The sequence below is a fragment of the Synechococcus sp. CCY9201 genome, assembly GCF_034931105.1.
Taxonomy (GTDB): domain Bacteria; phylum Cyanobacteriota; class Cyanobacteriia; order PCC-6307; family Cyanobiaceae; genus CBW1002.
Window position 1 is genome coordinate 1 of record NZ_JAYGIC010000029.1, and the last position, 20,439, is coordinate 20,439.

The following is a 20,439-nucleotide window of genomic DNA, read 5'->3' on the forward strand; positions in this document are numbered from 1 at the left end:
GCGGCAACGATAGTTGGAGGGTAGCCTCCTGCGAAAATAGCTCGATGCCAGGTCAAACTTTGCTCCACGACGACGCCTCCGATGGCAGCCTGATGGCTGCGATCGGGGGCGTTTTCGTGTGCCTGGGTTGTGGACTCCGCCTGGACGCTTGATTGCCTTGGTTGCCCGAGGGCAGCGGTTGGTTTTTCCGGTTTCTCTCCTGGCAACGATGGGCCACGGAGCGCCCCTGAAGGCGGCAGAATGTTTCCAGCTTGTTACGTTCCTCTCATGATTCTCGGGGAGCTGTTCCTGGAGGCCCTCGCCAGTGGCGTGATCACGCCGTCAGAGTTGTCGTGGGTCACCGCGCGGCAGAGCACCTTCTCTCGTGTAGAGGAAGCCACCGCTCTACGACTGGGTCGTCTGCTCGATGACGGCACCATTCAGTTGGGCTGCCGTCTGCCCCAGTTCAAGCTGCACCACGACAGCATCCGGGAAGACTGGATCGAACCCCTCGGCCGCCGGCGGGGGCGTTCGACCCTGGAGGACGCTGCTGTGTTGTCGCTGGCTTGACCAGGCTCAACCTGGGCTTGCAGACCCGTCAGGATCGTCGTCTGGCTCGTCTAGGGCATCCTCCAGACTGGTTTCCAGCGTGGTGAGCAGCAGGACCAGAGCTTCATGCTCTGGCAGATCCTGGCTGCTCACCTGGGCCAGCCAGGATTGGCACAGTCGTTCAATGCGGTTGAACAAGCCGCTGCTGCCTCGGAGGGATTCCATCACCCGTTCGGTGGTGGCGTCGTCAATGTCGGGCGGAAAGCCGAGCACCACGTAGCGCCGCCCGTCGTTGCCGATGTAGGTGAGACGGCCCTCCTCGTCGAGCATCGGGGCGGCGTGGGGCGTCACTGGTTTCTCCTCCATCACTCCCCCTGGCTCCCTGCTACTGGCTAGCTCGGTCAGACGCACCTGCCAAGCGTTGATCAGGCCTGCTGATCGCTGAGCTGGCTGGCCTGGCCACTGGTGGGAGGGTTGATTGCGGGCGGTAGGTTCTGGATCCGTGCCCATCCCCTTGCCCATGCGTGTCGCCACCGAAGACCGCAGGCCGGATCTCACCAGTCGTCTGGTGGGCCAGGCCCTGGCTGTGAAGCCCCTCTGGGCTCTGGCCAAGGGGCAGGCGCGGCGGATGATGATCCAGCGGGCCGAGCGCCTCGGCATCCCCTGGCGGGAAACCGTGGCTGAGTTGAGCCAGCAGGACTGGCAGCCGCTGTGGCAGTCGATCCAGCGCGACGATCTCGCCTACCCCGCCAACTACACCGCCTCGTTTCACGGCTACGACGCCGGCCACCTCTGCTGGGAGGCGGCCTACGAGTTCGAGGTGGCCTCCAATGCCGTGCACTCCAGCCTCTATCCAGAGGCCGGGCCCGCCAGTGATCAGGCGTTGAGAGAGGGCTATCACGCCGTCCTGCTGAGCCAGCTCCCCCAGCCGCCGGCCCGCATCCTCGATCTGCATGCCACCGTCGGGTTGAGCAGCTTCGCTCTGGAGCAGGCGTTTCCGGCGGCAGAAGTGACTGGCCTCGACTTCTCGCCCCACTACCTCAGCCTGGCCGCCTACAACGCCGCCCGACGCGGCTCCAAGGTGACCCGCTGGATCCATGCCCTGCCGGAAGCCACCGGGCTGGCGGATCGCAGCGCCGATTTGGTCTCGGCCTTTCTGCTGTTCCACGAGATGCCGCAGGGCGCCACGCGGCGAATCTTCCGGGAAGTACGTCGGCTGCTGGAGCCCGGTGGCAGCTTCGCGCTGATGGACATGAATCCCGCCAGCGGCGCCTACCAGACCATGCCGGCTTTCGTGATGACCTTGCTCAAGAGCACCGAGCCCTACATGGACGCCTATTTCGCGCTCGACCTGGAGCAGGAACTGCGTGAGGCTGGTTTTGATGAGGTCGTCAGCTCCGTCTGCTCGCCGCGCCACCGGGCCATGATCGCGCGGGTGGCCGCTTGAGAGTACTGGCTCAGACGTCGTCGCTCAGGGCCACCAGTTCGCGCAGCTGTCCCACCTCCAGGCCGCCGAGCCAGTCTTCGCCGGAGCCCACGATCTCCTCGGCCATTTTTGATTTCTCGCGGATCATGCGGTCGATCTTTTCCTCCACCGAGCCGCTGGTGATGAACTTGTGCACCAGCACCCGATTCTGCTGTCCGATGCGGTAGGCGCGGTCTGTGGCCTGGTTCTCCACGGCGGGATTCCACCAGCGATCAATATGAAACACGTGGCTGGCGCGGGTGAGGTTGAGCCCCACGCCGCCAGCCTTGAGGGAGAGCAGGAACAGCTGCGGTCCGCGGGGATCCTCCTGGAAGCGATCCACCATCGCCTGGCGCTCCGCCTTGCTGGTGTTGCCATAGAGGAAGGGCACATCCTGGCGCCACTTCCGCTCCAGATGGGCCTGCAGCAGATGACCCCATTCGGCGAACTGGGTGAACAGCAGAGCGCGGTCGCCGGCTTCGATCACCTCCTCGAGAATCTCCTCCAGCCGTTGCACCTTGCCGCTGCGGCTGGCGAACTGACCGTCGACCCCCTCTTCCTTGAGGGCCAGGGCGGGGTGGTTGCAGATCTGCTTCAAGCGGGTGAGCAGGGCAAGCACCTGGCCGTGCTTCTGGCCCAGGGGGGCGCGGGCGATCGCCTCGAGGCTGTCGTCCACCGTTTTGCGGTAAAGCTTCGCCTGCTCGCTGCTCAGCCCCACCCATTCGTTCAGCTCCACCTTCTCCGGCAGGTCCGAAATGATCGACTTGTCGGTCTTGAGGCGCCGCAGGATGAATGGCCCCACGCGTGCCTTCAGGTCCCGCAGGGAGGCCATGTCGCCATAACGCTCGATCGGCAGCCGGTAGCGCTGGCGGAAGAAGGCCTCCTCCCCCAGCACCAGGGGGTTGAGAAAATCCATCAGGGCCCAGAGCTCGCTGACGCGGTTTTCCACCGGAGTGCCGGTGAGGGCGATGCGGAAGCGACCCATCTTGCCCGGACGGGCCAGATCGCGGGCCGCCTGGCTCTGTTTGGCGTTTGGATTCTTGATCGCCTGGGCCTCATCGATCACCATGCCCTGCCAGTCGAGGGTCTCCAGCAGCTCGCTGTCGCGTTGCAGCAGCCCATAGCTGGTGAGCACCAGATCGACGCCTTGCAGGGCCTTCTTCAGGGCCGCTGGGCTGGAGGGGCGGCGCGGGCCGTAGTGCTCCCGCACCTCCAGTTCCGGGGTGAAGGCGGCGGCCTCCCGTTTCCAGTTGGTCAGCACCGAGGTGGGTGCCACCAGCAGCACGGGCCGCTTCAGCTCCTGCTCCGCCTTGAGGTGCTGCAGGAAGGCCAGCAGCTGGATGGTCTTGCCCAGACCCATGTCGTCCGCCAGGCAGGCGCCCTGATCGAAGCGATGCAGGAAGGCGAGCCAGCCCAGGCCCCGTTCCTGGTAAGGCCGCAGCTGACCGGCGAAGCCCTCCGGCGCCGGCAGCGGGTCCGGCGCCTTCTGCTGGTGGTACTGCTCCAGCACCGCCTTCAGCCGTGGGCCCGGCTCGAAGCGGTGCACCGGCAGCCGCATCAGCGTGTCGCCATCCGTGGCGGTGAGGCGCAGGGCGTCGTCGAGGCTGAGGGCCGGATCCGCGGCGCAGAAGCGTTCGGCATTCCTGAGGTCGCTGGGGCGCAGTTCGATCCAGGCGCCCTTGTGCTGCACCAGCGGGCTGCGCTTGGCCGTGAGGCGCTCCAGATCCCTCAGGCCGAGCGTGACACCGCCGATCATCAGCTCCCACTTCCAGTCGAGCCCCTCGCCGAGGGTGAAGCCCCGCGATTTGCCGGGCAGCTCCGCCTCGATCGAGAGACCCAGCCGGCTGGCGAGGCCGCCGCTGAGGCTGGCCGGCAGTACCACCCCCACCCCCACGTCCCGCAGGCGGTCGGCGGCGGTGCGCACCAGCACGAAGGCTTCCGCCGGGGTGAGCTGCATCGTTTCGGGGGTGGCCTCATCCAGACCCCGTTCGATCGGATCGAACACCTGCAGGGCGCGGCCCAGGCCCTCCAGCAGCAGCTCGCCGGGTTGTGGCACCGGGATCTCGCCCAGCTGCAGGGGCCGGTCGCCAGCGGCCCAGACCGCGCCGGCCGGCAAGCGGAGGCTTGGGTCCACTTCCGCCTGCAGGGAGAAGCGCAGTTCCCAGAGCTCCTCTCCCTCCGCCGGGGTGAACAGTTCCAGGCAGGCCCGGGCCGGTGCCACCTGGCCGGCCACGGCTTCGCGCCAGTGGTGGGTGGCCACCTCGAGGCGCTCGATGGCTTCGCCGTCGAGGTCCACGGCGCCGCTGCCCGGGCCCAGGGCCTTCTGCCAGGCCAGCAGCAGCGGATCCAGCCCGTCGCTGGCGGGGGTGAAGCCGCTGCGCAGCTGCCCATCGAGCAGGGCCTCCAGCAGGCTGGCCACCCGCAGGCGCCCACTGCCGGGCCGGCGACAGGCCAGGGCCGTGTCCGCCATGGCACAGGTGGCCACCTGCGGCAGACGGCTGGCCAGTTCCTCGAGGCGGCGCCGGTCGTCCTCGCGGTTGAGCAGGGGCAGCCAGCGCGCCATGTCGCCCTCCACCTGGGGCAGCCAGCGGCCACGGGCGATCAGGCTGAGCGACCAGCGCTGCAGGTGGCTCCACCAGCGCAGTTCATCGGCCATTTCGGGATGCTGGCCCGACAGCGGCAGGGCACTGAGCCACTCGGCGGCGGCGGTGGCATCGAGGGCCAGACCCTCCACCTGCCAGGGCCACCACTCCACCTGCTTCGGAATCGGTTCGCCGGCTTGCAGCGGCAGCCCGCTCCAGCCCTCCTCCTCGCTCTTGCGGCGGCCCCGGGCCGCCTGGCGCCGGCTCGGCAAGGTGAGGGTGGCGCTGGCCGGACGGACCGCCTCAGACCAGAAGTCGTTGTCCTGCAGCCAGGTGGCCAGGTCGTCCCAGTTGAGGGTGAGCGGGTGTTCGGGGGCTTCAGCGGCGGGTTGGACAGCCTTGGCCACGCGCCAGGTATCGGCCCAGAGCAGCAGCCGTCCCCGGGTCGGAACTCCCGCGGGTACGGGTGATCCCTCCAGGGGAAACAGCCAGGTGGCGTGCAGCAGGCTCATGGCAGGGAGAGACGGCCGTGCCGCAGATCAGGGCCGCAGGGCGGGCAGGAGACGTTGGAGTCCGCGCAGCAGCAGGGCACTGCCCACCAGTGGCAGCCAGAGCGGCAACCACCCACGGATCACCTCCATCATCATCGATGGCAGTACGGCCCCCAGTTGCCCCTGAGTGGCGGCTGCGATCGCCTCCGGCAGGGAATGGCTCAGCGGCAGGGCGGCGCCCAGGCTGCGGATGCCGCACACCGCCCCCACCAGGCCGGCCTGCAGGTGGGAGTCGTCGGGATCGACCCGCTGCAGATGGAAGGCGAGCAGGCCATAGAAGAAGCCGCAGCCCGCCGATCGCAGGGCCGGCTCCAGGCCGAGCGGCAGCCCCAGCACAGCGGCGCAGCCGGCCGCCAGCAGGGCCCAGCTGAGCGACTGCAGCCGCAGCTGTGAACGACTGCCAGAGGTGGCCAGGGACAACGGCAAGGAAGCGATGACCTGCGCTGGGCGATCATGCCTTGTTCAGCGTTCCTTCGCATCGCAGGGCCATGGCCGCCGCCTCCGACCGTTCCGCTGCCAGCGGATCCTCCACCGGACGGCCCCGCAGCGGCGCAGAGATCCGGGCGGCCTTTCTGGACTTCTACGAGCAGCGCGGGCATCAGCGCACGGCCAGCGCCTCGCTGATTCCAGACGATCCCACGGTGCTGCTCACCATCGCCGGCATGCTGCCGTTCAAGCCGGTGTTTCTCGGCCAGGTGGAACGGCCGGCTCCACGGGCCACCAGCAGCCAGAAGTGCATCCGCACCAACGACATCGAGAACGTGGGCCGCACGGCGCGGCACCACACCTTCTTCGAGATGCTTGGCAACTTCTCCTTCGGCGATTACTTCAAGCCGGAGGCGATCCAGTGGGCCTGGGAGCTCTCCACCCAGGTGTTCGGTCTCTCGCCGCGGAACCTGGTGGTGAGCGTCTTCCGCGACGACGACGAAGCCGAGGCGATCTGGCGCGACGTGGTGGGGGTGAACCCGAAGCGGATCATCCGCATGGATGAGGCCGACAACTTCTGGGCCTCCGGCCCCACCGGCCCCTGCGGCCCCTGCTCGGAGATCTACTACGACTTCAAGCCTGAACTGGGTGACGACGGCATCGACCTCGAAGACGACAGCCGCTTCATCGAGTTCTACAACCTGGTGTTCATGCAGTACAACCGCGACGCGGAGGGCAGCCTCACGCCGCTGGCCAACCGCAGCATCGACACCGGCCTGGGCCTCGAACGCATGGCCCAGATCCTGCAGGGGGTTGCCAATAACTACGAAACCGACCTCATCTATCCCCTGATCGAGACGGCCGCCGGCCTGGCCGGGGTCGATTACCGCGCCCTAGACACGAAGGGCCAGACGAGCCTGAAGGTGATCGGCGACCACAGCCGTGCCATCACCCAGTTGATCGGTGATGGCGTCACCGCCAGCAACCTGGGCCGCGGCTACATCCTGCGGCGGTTGCTGCGCCGCGTGGTGCGCCATGGCCGGCTGGTGGGCATCGATCAGCCGTTTCTGGCCCGCATGGGGGAGGCGTCGATCGCCCTGATGGAGACGGCCTACCCCCAGCTGCAGGAGCGGCGCCAGGTGATCCTGGCTGAACTGGCCCGCGAGGAGGCCCGCTTTCTGGAAACCCTGGAGCGGGGCGAGAAGCTGCTGGCCGAGGTGCTCGCCGCCAGGCCCAAGCAGATCAATGGCGAGCAGGCCTTCGAGCTCTACGACACCTACGGCTTCCCCCTGGAACTCACCGAGGAGATCGCCGAGGAGCACGGGATCACGGTGGATCTGGCCGGCTTCGAGGCGGCGATGGAGCAGCAGCGCCAGCGGGCCAAGGCCGCGGCGGTGAGCCTGGATCTCACCCTGCAGGGTGCCATTGAGCAGATGGCGGCGGAGCTGGAGGCCACGGCCTTCCAGGGCTATGAGGCCCTGGAGCACCCCAGCTGCGTGCTGGCCCTGGTGGTGAACGGCGAGCCGGCCGAGCGGGCCGTGGCGGGCGACAGCGTGCAGCTGGTGCTCGACACCACGCCGTTTTATGGCGAGGGCGGCGGCCAGGTGGGCGACCGCGGCCTGCTCCTGGGCGGCGGTGCCGATGGGGCGGGCCTGATCGTGCAGATCGATGGGGTGTCGCGCAACCGCAGCGTGTTCGTGCATCAGGGCCGCATCGAGCGGGGCAGCCTGGCGATCGGCGATCTGGTGACGGCCCAGGTGGATCGCGCCTGCCGCCGCCGAGCCCAGGCGAACCACACCGCCACCCATCTGCTGCAGGCGGCCCTCAAACAGGTGGTCGATCCCGGCATTGCCCAGGCCGGTTCCCTGGTCGACTTCGATCGGCTGCGCTTCGATTTTCACTGCCCGCGGGCGGTGACCTCCGCGGAGCTGGAGCAGATCGAGGCGCTGATCAACGGCTGGATCGCCGATGCCCACACTCTCGAGGTGCAGGAGATGGACATCGAGAGGGCCAGGGCCGCCGGTGCCGTGGCGATGTTCGGGGAGAAGTACGCCGCTGTGGTGCGGGTGGTGGATGTGCCCGGTGTGTCGATGGAGCTGTGCGGTGGCACCCATGTGGCCAACACCGCCGAGATCGGCCTGTTCAAGATCGTGGCCGAGTCCGGGGTGGCGGCCGGCATTCGCCGCATCGAGGCGGTGGCGGGGCCGGCGGTGCTGGCCTACCTGCAGGAGCGGGAGGCGGTGGTGAAGGCCCTGGGGGATCGCTTCAAAGCCCAGCCCGGCGAGATCGTCGAGCGGGTCAGTGCCCTGCAGGAGGAGCTGAAGGGCGTGACCAAGGCCCTGGCGGCTGCACGCCAGGAGCTGGCCCTGGCGAAATCAGCGGCGCTGGCGGGGCAGGCGGTGGCGGTTGGGGTGGCCCGCGACGGCCACCCCTTCCAGCTGCTGGTGGCGCGCCTGGATGGCGTGGAAGGAGGGGGTCTGCAGAGCTCTGCCCAACAGCTTGCGGATCACCTGGGCCCGGGTGCTGCCGTTGTGCTGGGGGGGCTGCCCGATCCGTCCGATTTGGGCAAGGTGGTTCTGGTGGCAGCTTTTGGCCCGGCGGTGATCGCCCAGGGGCAGCAGGCCGGCAGGTTCATCGGTGGCGTGGCCAGGCGCTGCGGCGGAGGTGGCGGGGGCCGGCCGAACCTGGCCCAGGCAGGCGGTCGGGATGGATCGGCCCTGGAGGAGGCTTTGGCGGCAGCCAGGCAGGAACTGGGCCGTGCCCTGGAGGGGTGAGTGCTGACTCAGGGGGGGACCTAGCCTCCTGATACCCCTGTGGTGCCCACCGATGCGTTTCGTCTGGACTCCCGTGGCGACCATGGCGCTGCTCATGATCAGTGCCTCAGCCGCCTTGGCTGCACCGGCAGCGGCCCTGCTCAAGGAACTGAAGCTGCCGCTTCCCAAGCCAGCTCCTTCCCTGTTCGCGGCCAACGCGATCGGCCAGACCAGCCTCAACACGCAGCTGGGTGGGGCGCCTGAGCAGCTGCTGGCCAAAGTGAAGGCCGCGTTGACCCAGCAGGGCTACACCGAACGCACGATCAACACCGTGAGCGGTGCCTGGGGCTTCAACCTGGTGATGGATCCGCCCAGCGGCACCAAGGTTGATGGAACCCCCGACGGCAAAGCAGCCGCTCTGGTGCTGCAGTCCACCGCGATCGGTCCGGGCAAGCTGAATCTCAACGTGCGTTTTGAGGGGCTGTAAAGCCTCAAGCCAGGACGGCTTCCAGACCTGGGGGGCTCACAGAGAAAGGGCATCCGGAGGATGCTGAGCCACCGCAGACCACTGTGACCCCTCGAACAGACAGCCTTGTCTGTGTGGAGCACCCCTCAATCGCGCTGCCAACGGGCGCGCATCGGGGCGCCGGCCTCCGGGTAGGGCGCGTCCAGTGCTCCCGAGAAGGCATGCACCAGGGCCTCCGCCACCCCATGGGTGGCGTGGATGCCGGTGAAGCGCAGCAGCACTTCACCACTGGCCGGATCGCCGCTGGTGTCGATCAGGCGCTCCAGCGGATGCTCCTGGCGGATGTGCAGCTCGGTGTTGTTGACCAGCCGCATCACCTCCTCGGCGTGCGCCGCCAGGAAGCCGCCTGAGAGACTGAGTTCACCTCCTGGCGCCTGATCCCTGATGCGCTCGCAGGCCGGGCAACGGTGGGTGGCAGCACCGGGCTGGGGTGCGTCCCAGCTCCAGCGACCGTCGTGATAGCTGGCCTGGCAATCCGGACAGGTGCTGGGTTCGGACGGCTTGTGGCGCTGTAGGTAGGGATCGCTGGTGTGCCCGCTCTCCATCCCGTCATGGCGAGCCGCATGGCTGGATGGTGCATTGGGGGTGTTCGTGTGCATGAATCCAGACCTCACTGTTCCTGCTGTAGCCACGCGCACCGGCACTGTCAGGACGTGGTGCCGCAGGGCTGCAGGGCTGCAGGGCTCAGAAGCCTGAGCCGGGGGTCTGTAGGAAGGCCAGTTCCTCAGCGGTGCACACCCGGCCGAGAATGGCATTGCGGTGCGGGAAACGACCGAAGCGGGCGATCACGTCGCGGTGGCGGGCGGCGAAGGCGGTGGTGCGGGGATCGGTGAACCGCTCGAAGAGGGGGATCGCCGCGTCCTGGATGGCCAGGTCTTCGCTGTGCATCCGCGGCATCAGCCAGAACTGGCGTCGGGCCTGATCGGCTTCGGCTTCGATCCAGCCACGTTCCATCGCCGCCAGGCTGAGGGCGAGGGCCTGGGCATCCCCCGCAAAGGCCATGGCGGTGTCGCGCCAGATCTGACGGGGGAACTGATCCAGCAGCAGCGCCAGGGCCAGGCCGCTTGAGGGAGCCTCCCCCCAGGAGGTCAGCTCAGCGGCGACGGCCTGACGGGTCAGGACGATGAAACGATCCCGCAGCCGCCGATCGAAGGCAGGATCCTTGCTGAACCACTGGCGCGGCTCGGTCTCCTCAAACCAGACGTGCAGAACGTCGTCGCTGGATTTGGGAGCGGCATCAGGCAAGGGGGTCAGCAGCAGGGGACAGGCCGATGGCCGAGGCCCCGGATGGCGTGGCGAACGGCCTGGGGGTCGGCCTCGGGGCGGCGGATGCGGGCGCGATAGGCCACGTGGATGGGGCCCAGGTGCTCAATCAGGGCCTCGCGGGCCTCATGGTGCAGTTCTTCGAGGGAGGGGGCGGTGATGGTGATGGGCTGATGTTCGGCCCTGGCCTCCAGGTGGCCTGGTCGCTCGCTGATCACGCGAAACACGATCTCGCGCATGACGGGGATATCTCTGTTTTCCAACTCCATCCTTGGACCGATCACCGTTTTCTGCGGGTGCCCGGCGATACGGGGATCCGTCCTGCGCCACTGGGTGAACCAGACCCCACACACCGGAAGGCGTAGCCGTCATTGACGAAGCCGTTCACCTGGCCCCTTCCATCCGTCTGAAGCGGTACCTCGATCGGCGCGGAGATCACTTCAGGCCCGAGCAGCCGGAATGTGTCGCGATTCCAGGCGGTCTACGGGGCGCCAGAGCCAGCCGCGCCCGGCCGCGTGCCTTCTAGGGTCGCGGCCATGGGCCCGGTGCAGATCGTCTGGTTCAAGCGGGACCTGCGGGTGGTGGACCACCAGCCGCTGTTGCAGGCCAGTCGGCTTGGGCCCGTGCTGCCCCTGGTGGTGGTGGAGCCCGAGCTGTGGCAGCAGCCCGATGCTTCGGCTCGGCAGTGGGCCTTCTGCTCCGAGAGCCTGGAGGACCTTCGGCGGGCCCTGGCGGGGCTCGGCCAGCCGCTTGTGGTGCGGACCGGCAGGGTGGAGGCGGTACTGGAGCGAGCCCGGCGGCACTTCGGCGTCGCGGGCCTCTGGAGCCATGAGGAAACCGGCAACGGCTGGACCTACGACCGCGACAGGCGTGTGGCCCTCTGGGCGCGCCACCATGGCATCACCTGGACCGAGAGTCCCCAGACCGGGGTGATCCGTCGCCTGCGCAGCCGCAACGGCTGGGCGCGCCGCTGGGAGGAGCGCATGGCCGGCTTGCTCAGCCCTGCACCGGAGGCACTGCAGCCCCTGGGCGATCTCGACCCCGGCCCGATTCCCTCGGCCTCCGATCTGGGACTGGCACCCGATCCCTGCCCAGGCCGGCAGCTTGGAGGCCGGCAGGAGGGGCTGGTCGTTCTCGAGAGCTTCCTGAGCGAGCGCGGCGCCCGTTATCACCGCGAGCTCTCCAGCCCGCGCACGGCCTTCCGCAGCTGCTCCCGGCTCTCCCCCCATCTGGCCTGGGGCACTGTGTCGCTGCGGGAGGTGGTGCAGGCGAACCGCCGATATCCGGGCCGGCGGCTGGGCTTCGAGGAGCGGCTGCACTGGCACTGCCACTTCATCCAGAAGCTGGAAAGCCAGCCGGATCTTGAGTTCTGCGAGCTCCATCCGCTCACCGCCGGTCTGCGCAGCAGCGATCCCGAGCGCCTGGAGGCCTGGGCTGAAGGGCGCACCGGCTTGCCGTTCGTGGATGCCTGCATGCGGGCCCTGATCGCCACCGGCTGGATCAACTTCCGCATGCGGGCGATGCTGATGTCGGTGGCCAGCTATCACCTCTGGTTGCCCTGGCGCGAGAGTGGGATGCGGCTGGCGCGCCTGTTCGTCGACTACGAACCGGGCATTCACTGGAGCCAGTGTCAGATGCAGTCGGGTACCACGGGCATCAACACGATCCGGATCTACAACCCGATCAAGCAGGGTCAGGACCATGACCCCAACGGCGACTTCATCTGCCAGTGGGTACCGGAACTGGATCGGGTGCCGCCGGTGCATCGGCATCAGCCGTGGACGATGGCGGCCACCACCCAGCTGCGCGTCGGCTGTGTGCTGGGCGTGGATTACCCGCTGCCGATCGTGGACCCCGCCGTCGCTGCTCGGGAGGCTCGCGAGAGACTCTGGGCCCTGCGTCAGGAGCAGGGCTTTGCGGAACTTGCCGATGCGGTCCAGCACCGGCATGGCTCCCGCCGCTCCGGCCTGGCAGCCAGCGGCGGGCGGCGGGGTGGTGGCTCGTCGCGCCAGCCATCCACCGATCAGCAACTGCGCCTGAACCTGGATCCTGAAGGCTGCGGCTGATCGGGCGATGGCGATGGCTCCGATGACCAGAGAGATGCTGGGGAGCGCCAGATCAGCCAGGGAGCCCAGGAGCAGAGCCAGCGCGATGCCGACGCCGATTCCGCCGCCCAGGTAGGCGAGCAGCAGCAGGCAGCACACAATCGAGGCCTGGGCCAGCCTACGCAGGACCCTATTGAGCCCGCCGCCGCGAATGCGGCGAGGACCAGGGGAAGGATCGCCAAAGACCCAACGCCGTCGCCTGTAGCGCCGAGGTGGCTGCGTTGCCAGGCCAGCAGGCCCAGCAGTGCTGCCAATGCCACAGAGCCGAAGCGGAGTCCGGGCAGGCGCAGGGAGTAACCGATTGGCAGCAGGGAGAGCCCCGGTCACGGAAGGGCCGAGCCAGCTGGATCCGGGTGCTGCTCCGGTCGTTGATGCCAGCGCAGTGATGTAAGCGCGGCGCGCTGATATCTGCTCGTTTCCGCTTCAGCGGAGGCTCCACGGCGTTGATGGGTTGTGATCACTATGCGGCATGCCGCAGGGTCTTGCGCATCCTGCTCTTCGGGGTGGTAGTGGCGGGCGGTCTGGCGACTGTTGTGATCCTGGGATCCACCACGCTGTGGGCGCTCCTGTACTGCAGCGTCAAGACGCCGCTTGACTGCCTCATCTCGCTCGTCGTTGTTCTGCTGCTCTGGGGAGCGGCAGCCGCTCTGGTCGGCTTCGCCCTGCTGAGAGCCAGGCGTCTCCGGGGCTGAGAGCCCTGCGGGCCTGCTGGGGCTCTTGCTGTCGCATCAAGAAGCCCGTTGCGGTTGTCCCTCCGGTGATCGGAATCTCCAGGAACGATTCTGTTGTCGCCACGACGGACCCAGGGCACTGCAGGCGTGCCGTGGTCAACGGCGTTTCCTTGAATTGGATCCAGTCTTTTCGACCTCAATCTCGGGTCCTGATCTGGTCGTGGTTTTTCACCGATCCCAGGATGTGATTGGTTCCAGCCGGCCCCCAGCTTTTCCGATCAACGATCGAGACAACGCGGTTCTGGCGCCTTTGAATCACTACAGCGGAGCACAGAGTGATGCCATCCCAGGCGCGATCAATCTCCATGGCGATGCCTCTGTCGCGATCTGATGTCGTCGCTTCAATGCAACCTTTGGCGCTGCTGCGCTGAAGCCCTGATCCAAGTGGAAGGGATGCAACATGATCCGTTGACCCCGAGAGCCACCCCTTGGACAGCGCGACCATCCATGCAAGGGTTGGCCTAGCTGCCTGGCCCCATGAACCTGCCTTCTCCCTTGCCTCGCTCGCTGGTGCTGGGCCTCGGCTTTCCTGTGGTCGTGCTGAACCTCTGGGTGTTCAGCTCGCTGTATCGCGCCTTCGAGGGAGTTGCCTCCACCTTCATCCTGGCGGGGGTGATCGCCCTGATTCTCAACCTCCCGGTGCGGTTGCTGCAAAGGCGCCTGGGCCTGCAGAGGGGCTGGGCGATTGGTGCGGTGTTCCTGCTGTTCATCGGTGGCGCGGTGCTGGCCAGCGCCACCGTGATCCCCTTGCTGTTGCTCCGCTTCATCGGGTTCACCCAGGCGTTACCGGAGTGGATCGATTCCAGCGTCGGCAAGTTGGTGCTGCTGAGCGGCAGGGCCAACGAGGCGGGCCTGCCGCTTGATGCCAGCGTGATCATTGAAGGCGTGGCCGCCAACGTGAAGGATCAGATCGAAAGTGTGCTGCTTGGAATTCCCGGCTTCGTCTCCGGATCGCTTGGCAGCTTCTTCAGCCTGTTTTTCCTGCTCGTGCTGACCATTTTCTTCCTGATCTATGGAGGTGAGCTGGTCCGGAACTGCCTGGTCTCCTGGTTGCCGGGTGACCGTGGCCTGCAGGTTCTCAGCGTGCTTCGGCGTAACTTCAACAGCTATATCTTCAACCAACTGGTGCTGGCCGTGGTGCTGGTCTGTGCGCTGACGCCAGCTTTGGTTGTGCTGCAGGCACCGTTCCCCATCCTTTCGGGTTGCGTCATCGGTCTGATGGGATTCATTCCGTTTGGCGCCATCCTTGGCATTCTGTTGGTCAGCGTCCTGTTTCTGTTCAAGAGCTTCTGGCTTGGTGTGAGAGTGTTCTCCGTGCTGATTCTGTTGGATCAGGTGATTGAGAACATCCTTCCGCCCCGGCTGCTGGGAAAGCTCACCGGCCTCAATCCGATCGTGATCCTCTTTTCGGTGATGGTGGGTGCCACCCTGGCGGATTTCTATGGTGTGATCACGGCTGTACCCATCGCGGCCACGATCAAGGCCTTGTTTCTGGCTCCCAGCTCGCTCCCTGCCACTGCTACTGCCTCCGCCGCCCTGCCGGGTGGTTGCACCACGGAAGAAGTCTGAAGCCAGGTGATGATTGTTCACCTGCCCCCTCTTTTCGGCGTCGATTGGACTCAGCTCTGCCAGGTCCAGCTCCAACCCTGGACGATGTAGTAAGTGCCAGCTGCCAACAGGATCAAGGCGCTGAATCGGGTGAGCCTTCCGCCATGGCTGAGCAGCCGCCTTGAGGCGGTCATCAGCCCAACCCAGAGGCTGGTGACGGCAATCACAGCGGTATAACCCAGGGCATAGCTCATCATCGTGATCACCGACAACAGGGTGGAGCCAGTGCTCGCCGCCGCGGCGAGCACTGAAAACAGCACTGGACTGGCGCAGGGGGAACTGACCAGGCCAAAGCCCATGCCCACCAGGAATGGGCCGCCGGCAGGGGGCAGTTCGGGCAGTCGGGGCAGGGTCAGCGGCAGCCACCCTCCCAGATTCAGGCCCATCAGCAGGATGATCAGTCCCACCCCCAGATGGACCGGACCGCGGTGGTCCACCACGACGGCTGAAGCGAAGGAGGCGATCAGTCCGAACAGGCTCAACACCGCGACGGTGCCGGCCACGAACCCCCCAACCCTGACGATGGCCTGGAGCCGGCTGCGCGGTCCGAGGGTGCCGATGTAACTGAGGTTCATCGGCAGCATCGCCAGCACACAGGGCGACACGCTCGCCAACAGCCCACCCCCAAAAGCGATGAACGGAAGAAGAACCGTGGGGCCTGCGGGGCTGGCCTCGAACCGCTCGGCATAGGTCTGTGACGCTGACAGGATCGCCAGATCCAGCTGGGTGCCGATCCCTGGGAGCCCGTGCACCATCGCCAGCACCACCAGTGGGGCCACTCCCAGGAGCAGCAGAACGGCCAGTCCTGTTCTTCGCACGGCCGAGCGGCTCAAGGTTTGATCATCGATTGAGTTTTCTTGATCGCTGCGCTGTAGGCGCTCGCGTCCGTGCTGGCTCGGAAGGTCTGCACCGTGGCGCCGGTGGCTGGGTTGATCACGGCCACCAAGGAGGTCTGGCTGCGGTTGGCCTCCAGGAAGGGACCAAGGCCAAGGGCACGGGCTCGCTCGCGCGATGCCTTCAACTTGGCGGCATCAGACACATCGAATCGCACGAAGGTGGCCTTGCCGGCCTTCTGCTTTTCCAGGGAACGCAAGGTCGGTTCGATCGTGCGACAGGCGGGGCACCAGCTGGCGTAGATGTCGACCACAACGGGTTTGCCCTGCAGGGACGGGGCGAGGGCGGCACCGGTTTTCTGGGCGACCCATGGGCTGGCACCCTGGGCTGGCGGTGCGACTGGAAGGAATCCAGACATGGGAATGGTCTGCCCACTCCCGAGCGTGAGCAGGAGAGCGGCGAGGGAAACTTGCATCGCGGCAGGAAGGGCGAATGGTTGGAGTACAAGCCAAGCGTCCAATTGGATTGCTTCGATCCGGCAACGCCGCTCAGATCTGTTCTGAGGCTTGTTGATCTACACCATCGCAACAGGCGACCGATGACCGGTGGATCCGGCTCGATTGATCACCTGTGCTGATTGCGGTGATCACAGCCTCCTGTGGGTTCCGATCGACTGCATCCACCCGAATGGTTCGATTCCCACCTAAAACAGCTGGCACCTCTTCCACACTTGATGGATCCCTTGCCCGCGCTGCTGATGGAAGTCGGTAGCCACCAGGTTGAAGTGGCCGAGACCCTGATCGGGGTTGGTCGGTTTCTCGTGATTTTCGTGGCGGCACGCGCCATGGCCGAGCTGATGGTGCGCCTGCAGCTCCCCACCATCCTCGGCGAACTGGTTGCCGGCGTGTTGATCGGTGTCTCCGGTCTGCATCTGGTGCTCCCGCCGGAGACGCAGGCCCAGCTCAGCGGTGCGGTGCTCGGTCTGGTCGGCTCCCTGGCCGATGTGTCCCCCGAAACGGTGACCTCGGTGTATCGCGAGACGTTCCCCAGCCTGCAGGCTGTGTCTCAGATCGGTCTCTACGCCCTCTTGTTTCTCACGGGGCTTGAAAGCGAACTCGATGAACTGGTGGCCGTGGGGGTGCAGGCCGGCACGGTGGCCCTCACCGGTGTGCTGTTGCCCTTTGCGCTCGGTACCGCGGGCCTCTACTACCTCTTCCATGTGCCTCTGATCCCGGCGGTGTTTGCCGGAGCCGCCATGACGGCCACCTCGATCGGCATCACAGCCAGTGTGTTTGGTGAGTTGCAGTGGCTCAAGCGCAAGGAGGGCCAGATCGTCATCGGCGCGGCCGTGCTGGACGACATCCTCGGCATCGTGATCCTGGCGGTGGTGGTGGCCCTGGCTGGTGGTGGTGCCTTCACCATCGGCCCGATTCTCAAGCTCTGTGCTGCGGCCCTGGTGTTCGTGGCGGCGGCCCTCTTCCTCAGCCGCACCGCTGCGCCGGTCTTCGACTGGGTCGTGGATCGCCTCAAGGCTCCCGGTGATGTGGCCGTGGCCAGCTTCGTGGTGCTCACCCTCAGCTGCTTTGCCGCCCAGGCGATCGGCCTGGAAGCCGCCCTCGGAGCCTTTGCTGCGGGTCTGATCCTCAGCGCCTCAAAGCACACCCACGACATCGACGCGGCCGTCAAACCTCTGGTGGCCCTGTTTGCCACCGTGTTCTTTGTGCTGATCGGCACCGGTATGGATCTGTCGGTGCTGAATCCGTTCGACCCAGCCAACCGTGAAGGGCTGATCGTGGCCGTCTTTCTGCTGGTGGTGGCCGTGGTGGGCAAGGTGGCGGCGGGCTGGAGCTACATCAGCAAAGAACCCAGCAACCGTCTGGTGGTGGGGCTCGGCATGATGCCCCGTGGCGAAGTTGGCCTGATCTTTCTGGGGCTCGGCACCCAGGCCGGCATCCTCACCCCAGCCCTGGAGGCTGCGATCCTGCTGATGGTGATCGGCACCACCTTCCTGGCACCGATCCTGCTGCGCCTGGTGATCGGTGCCAAGCCGGTGCCTGCCCCCCAGCCTTCCTGAGACCAACGATGGTGCCGGCCTCTCCCTATGCCGGGCGCAGGGTCTGCCTCACCACGCTCCATGGCAAGGAGCGGGTGCTGGCCAGGCCTGTGTTTCATGGGCTGGGGGCGGAACTGCTGGTCTGCGGCTGCGACACCGATCAGCTCGGTACCTTCAGCGGCGAGATCGAGCGTCCGGCCGATCCGGTAAGCACCTGTCGCCTCAAGGCCAAACTCGGGCTGGCCGCCACCGGGCTGCCACTGGGTTTGGCCAGTGAGGGCAGCTTCGGGCCCCATCCCGCCGTGCCTTTTCTGCCTGTGGGCCAGGAGGTGCTGGTGTTCGTTGATCTGGAACGTCAGCTCACCGTGGTGGAACGGCGCCTGGAGATGCGCACCACCTTTTCCAGCCGCACGGTGGGGCCGTCGGATCTCAACAGCACTGGCTTCAGCACCTGGTTGCAGCAGGTGCGTTTCCCCAGCCATGCCCTGATCGCTCGCCCAGCCCAGCACGACCCCAGCGGCCGCTGCATCAAGGCCATCCGCACCATCGCTGACCTGGAGGTCGCGTTGGCCCACTGCGCTGCAACGTCCTCCAATGGCGAGGTGCTGCTCGAAACCGATATGCGAGCCCATTGCAATCCCACCCGGATGGCAAGCATCCGCCGACTGGGCTTCCAACTGGTGCGACGGATCCGTCAGCTGTGTCCGGCTTGTGAATCACCGGGCTGGGGACGAACCGAGGCTGTGGCAGGCCTGCCGTGCCGTTGCTGCGGAACTGCCACGCCGCTGATGGCGCAGGAGCGCTGGGGCTGTTCGGCCTGTTGCCACAGCGAGCTGAAGCCCCGCCGGGATGGCAGGCGGGAGGCTGACCCGATGCATTGCCCCTGGTGTAACCCCTGACCCGCAACCAGGTCCGCTGGCCCGTTGCGGTTGCTCCTCAGGCGGCGGGAATCTCCAGGCGTTGATCACGCTGACTTATGGATGCAATCTGGAATCCTGCGGGTTTAAATCGACACATCTGCCAAGGCAAGACTTAAGGTTTGCGGATCTAATTCAGCCGTGATTTCCCCTGTGTCTATGGTGAGTATCTTCGGCAGTCGACATGTTTTCAGGGGGCGATGTCTCCCTCTCTCCTTTGTCTTCTGTCGGCCGATCTTCGCTTCTTGATGCGCTGACTGCCTCAGGCTTGCTGCTTCTGCTCCTCGCCGTATCCCGTGATGGCCTTCTCCATGTCACGTCGTTGTCTTCGCCTGAGCCTGCGGGCCGGGGAGAGGTTGCCCGCCAACCTTTGCTGGCGGATTGAGCAGGGTCATGTCTGGTTGGCCCGCTGGAGTGCGGGGCTTGACCCTCTCACCCTCGGGGTCTGGGGCCCCGGCGAGGTGGTGATCCCGGCGCTGATCGGCCTTTCCGGCCTCGAACTGCGCACGCTCTCGCCGGTTGTGGTCGAAGAGGAGGAGGCCTCCAGCGCGATGGAGCGCGAGTTTCTCGAAGAACAGTTGCGTCAGGCGGCCATCCTGTTGATGCTCAGCCGTGTGCGTCCTGCGGAAGCCCGGCTGCTGCAGTTGCTGGATTGGTTCGGCACGCGCTTCGGCACCATGACCAGCCAGGGGGTGACGCTCACGTTTGGCGAGAAGCTTCTCACGCATCAACAGCTGGCAGACATCGCCGGCATGACCAGAGTCACGGTGACCAAGGCGCTCACCAGCTTCCGCCAGGCTGGTCTGATTGCCTGTCAGGCCGGCGGATCGCTCCTGCTGCGGCTTCCTTGTTCTGAATTCCTGGATTAGAGCTGAACGGCAGGGGCATGGCGACGAGGACCATGCCCGGATCCACCATCAAGTGGCTGGAGTTTCCGGAGCAAGCTCTGCCGTATCTCCAGGATGGCCGCCTCCAGAGAGGATCCCAGCATCGATGGGCCCTGGGATCAGCGGATCGGAATCGCTGAATCGAGAGTGGTGGCAGCCGCCGGCCCCGACAGACTGAAACGGCAAGTCGGGCCCGCACCATCCACCCGCAGCATCCAAAGCTCCGCAGCATCCAATGATGGGAAGGTTCAACAGGCCATCACGGCGTCGCCGCCGCAGCGCCACCAGACCACGTTATGCCCCACCAGCAGGCAGGCCAGGACTGTCCTGGGGCGTCGTGGCCACGATCGCCCTGGTGCTGGTGTTCTTGCCAGTCCTGCTCTACACCCAGCATCAATCAGGCCATCAGCCCCTCAAGATGCGCAGGGAGCTCCGCAAGTTCTGAACACAGCATCAGCGCCACGCGCCCTCACTGAGTCCAGACGCATTGCTCCTATTCCCATCATCGGAGCCTGAGGGCGCTGCCGCCGCAGCTGGGGTCTCCGTTGTCTGCTTCCCGCAGGGTTGTGACCACCTCCGTCAGCAGCGCCTCGCCCTGGGCACGAGCCTCGACGGGCATCGAGAAACCCAGCACCACGGTCTCGCCGCTGGCCAGGGGCAGTGCGTAGATCTCCCCGAGCCGTGGCCGTGGGATGGAGGTGGTGAAGCTGTCACCGTCCACTGGGCTGCCCAGCAGCGTGCGGCGGATCGGACCACCGCCCGGACCCGCGGCCAGGAAGATGGAGCGCACGTAGGCGCGCAGTTCGCCCGGCGTCATGCCCGCCTTGGTGTCGGTGGCTTCGGGGCCGAATCGAACGGCGGTGATGCTGAACCGGTGGCGTTCGAAGGGCACGCCGGCGGGGAACCCGACGGCCAGGGCGTCGAGGCCAACCGGTTCCGGCGTTGAGAAGGGCTCGGCGGTGCGCCAGCAGAGGCCCTGCATCCTGGTGACATGGCCAGGAGTCAGCGCCAGGAGCCCCAGGCCCATGGCCAGCATGGAGGGCAGGCCCATCGACCCCGCAGCGGCTTGCGCGAGGCTAATGCTGCTCTCGCGCCCGGCCGTTTCACTGGATCCATGCCTCTTCCATCGGTTGAACCTGTCGATGTCGTGGTGGTGGGTGGCGGCCTCTCCGGCCTGGTGGCGGCCCGGGCCCTGCAGGCGGCGGGCCGC

General features: G+C 66.5%; 20 protein-coding genes. 11 read left to right on the plus strand and 9 right to left on the minus strand.

Annotation, left to right across the window (positions count from 1 at the left end; translation table 11 throughout):
• Positions 1-267: 267 nt before the first annotated feature.
• Positions 268-549 (plus strand): hypothetical protein, encoded by a 282-nt coding sequence (locus VB716_RS03070; protein ID WP_197158327.1) that lies wholly within the window; start codon positions 268-270, stop codon positions 547-549.
• Between the two features lie 6 nt (positions 550-555).
• On the opposite strand, the gene VB716_RS03075 is transcribed toward VB716_RS03070, so the two are convergent.
• Positions 556-894 (minus strand): hypothetical protein, encoded by a 339-nt coding sequence (locus VB716_RS03075; RefSeq protein ID WP_197158329.1) that lies wholly within the window; start codon positions 892-894, stop codon positions 556-558.
• A 154-nt stretch (positions 895-1,048) separates the two neighbouring features.
• On the opposite strand from VB716_RS03075, the gene VB716_RS03080 reads away from it, so the two are divergent.
• Positions 1,049-1,975, plus strand: coding sequence for a class I SAM-dependent methyltransferase (locus tag VB716_RS03080; RefSeq protein WP_323269681.1), 927 nt, complete (start codon positions 1,049-1,051; stop codon positions 1,973-1,975).
• A gap of 10 nt (positions 1,976-1,985) precedes the next feature.
• Here VB716_RS03080 and VB716_RS03085 read toward each other — a convergent pair whose 3' ends face one another.
• Entirely contained in the window at positions 1,986-5,087 is a 3,102-nt protein-coding gene (locus VB716_RS03085; RefSeq protein WP_323269682.1) for a DEAD/DEAH box helicase, read from the minus strand.
• Between the two features lie 27 nt (positions 5,088-5,114).
• Entirely contained in the window at positions 5,115-5,546 is a 432-nt protein-coding gene (locus VB716_RS03090) for a hypothetical protein (protein WP_197159025.1), read from the minus strand.
• A gap of 68 nt (positions 5,547-5,614) precedes the next feature.
• Here VB716_RS03090 and alaS point away from each other — a divergent pair, with 68 nt between their 5' ends.
• Positions 5,615-8,326 carry an alanine--tRNA ligase gene (gene alaS, locus VB716_RS03095; RefSeq protein WP_323269684.1) on the plus strand — a complete coding sequence of 904 codons (2,712 nt, stop codon included), beginning with the start codon at positions 5,615-5,617 and terminating at the stop codon, positions 8,324-8,326.
• Positions 8,327-8,378: 52 nt separating this feature from the next.
• Complete coding sequence (locus VB716_RS03100) at positions 8,379-8,792, plus strand: hypothetical protein (RefSeq protein WP_197158335.1); 414 nt, start codon at positions 8,379-8,381, stop codon at positions 8,790-8,792.
• Between the two features lie 125 nt (positions 8,793-8,917).
• Here VB716_RS03100 and VB716_RS03105 read toward each other — a convergent pair whose 3' ends face one another.
• The 3 genes from VB716_RS03105 to VB716_RS03115 form a co-directional block, all read right to left on the minus strand.
• Positions 8,918-9,430: a BCAM0308 family protein gene (locus VB716_RS03105; RefSeq protein WP_197158337.1), complete on the minus strand. Its 513-nt coding sequence runs from the start codon at positions 9,428-9,430 to the stop codon at positions 8,918-8,920.
• An 85-nt stretch (positions 9,431-9,515) separates the two neighbouring features.
• Entirely contained in the window at positions 9,516-10,076 is a 561-nt protein-coding gene (locus tag VB716_RS03110; RefSeq protein WP_197158338.1) for a DUF924 family protein, read from the minus strand.
• Between the two features lie 5 nt (positions 10,077-10,081).
• Positions 10,082-10,333 carry a hypothetical protein gene (locus VB716_RS03115; protein ID WP_197171003.1) on the minus strand — a complete coding sequence of 84 codons (252 nt, stop codon included), beginning with the start codon at positions 10,331-10,333 and terminating at the stop codon, positions 10,082-10,084.
• 297 nt (positions 10,334-10,630) lie between these two features.
• On the opposite strand from VB716_RS03115, the gene VB716_RS03120 reads away from it, so the two are divergent.
• The 4 genes from VB716_RS03120 to VB716_RS03130 all read left to right on the plus strand — a co-directional run bounded on the left by VB716_RS03120 (position 10,631) and on the right by VB716_RS03130 (position 14,499).
• Complete coding sequence (locus VB716_RS03120) at positions 10,631-12,160, plus strand: deoxyribodipyrimidine photo-lyase (protein WP_323269692.1); 1,530 nt, start codon at positions 10,631-10,633, stop codon at positions 12,158-12,160.
• A gap of 521 nt (positions 12,161-12,681) precedes the next feature.
• The gene (locus tag VB716_RS03125) at positions 12,682-12,891 is read left to right on the plus strand and encodes a hypothetical protein (protein ID WP_323269687.1); all 210 of its coding nucleotides are present in this window, start codon (positions 12,682-12,684) and stop codon (positions 12,889-12,891) included.
• A 25-nt stretch (positions 12,892-12,916) separates the two neighbouring features.
• Entirely contained in the window at positions 12,917-13,261 is a 345-nt protein-coding gene (locus VB716_RS17420; RefSeq protein WP_416238074.1) for a DM13 domain-containing protein, read from the plus strand.
• Positions 13,262-13,407: 146 nt separating this feature from the next.
• A complete protein-coding gene (locus VB716_RS03130) occupies positions 13,408-14,499 on the plus strand; it encodes an AI-2E family transporter (protein ID WP_197158344.1) in 1,092 nt (363 codons plus the stop codon).
• 50 nt (positions 14,500-14,549) lie between these two features.
• Here VB716_RS03130 and VB716_RS03135 read toward each other — a convergent pair whose 3' ends face one another.
• Together VB716_RS03135 and VB716_RS03140 are read right to left on the minus strand one after the other, a co-directional pair.
• Positions 14,550-15,371 carry a cytochrome c biogenesis protein CcdA gene (locus tag VB716_RS03135; RefSeq protein ID WP_322758151.1) on the minus strand — a complete coding sequence of 274 codons (822 nt, stop codon included), beginning with the start codon at positions 15,369-15,371 and terminating at the stop codon, positions 14,550-14,552.
• A complete protein-coding gene (locus VB716_RS03140; RefSeq protein WP_323269688.1) occupies positions 15,368-15,847 on the minus strand; it encodes a thioredoxin family protein in 480 nt (159 codons plus the stop codon). The genes VB716_RS03135 and VB716_RS03140 overlap by 4 nt, the downstream gene beginning before the upstream one ends.
• A 258-nt stretch (positions 15,848-16,105) precedes the next feature.
• Here VB716_RS03140 and VB716_RS03145 point away from each other — a divergent pair, with 258 nt between their 5' ends.
• The 3 genes from VB716_RS03145 to VB716_RS03155 all read left to right on the plus strand — a co-directional run bounded on the left by VB716_RS03145 (position 16,106) and on the right by VB716_RS03155 (position 19,211).
• On the plus strand, positions 16,106-17,446 hold the full coding sequence (locus tag VB716_RS03145) for a cation:proton antiporter (RefSeq protein ID WP_197158350.1): 1,341 nt from the start codon (positions 16,106-16,108) through the stop codon (positions 17,444-17,446).
• A gap of 8 nt (positions 17,447-17,454) precedes the next feature.
• Complete coding sequence (locus VB716_RS03150) at positions 17,455-18,324, plus strand: DUF6671 family protein (RefSeq protein WP_322758152.1); 870 nt, start codon at positions 17,455-17,457, stop codon at positions 18,322-18,324.
• Between the two features lie 317 nt (positions 18,325-18,641).
• Complete coding sequence (locus VB716_RS03155) at positions 18,642-19,211, plus strand: Crp/Fnr family transcriptional regulator (protein ID WP_323269689.1); 570 nt, start codon at positions 18,642-18,644, stop codon at positions 19,209-19,211.
• 520 nt (positions 19,212-19,731) lie between these two features.
• Here VB716_RS03155 and VB716_RS03160 read toward each other — a convergent pair.
• Positions 19,732-20,280: a hypothetical protein gene (locus VB716_RS03160; protein ID WP_323269690.1), complete on the minus strand. Its 549-nt coding sequence runs from the start codon at positions 20,278-20,280 to the stop codon at positions 19,732-19,734.
• Positions 20,281-20,439 lie beyond the last annotated feature (159 nt).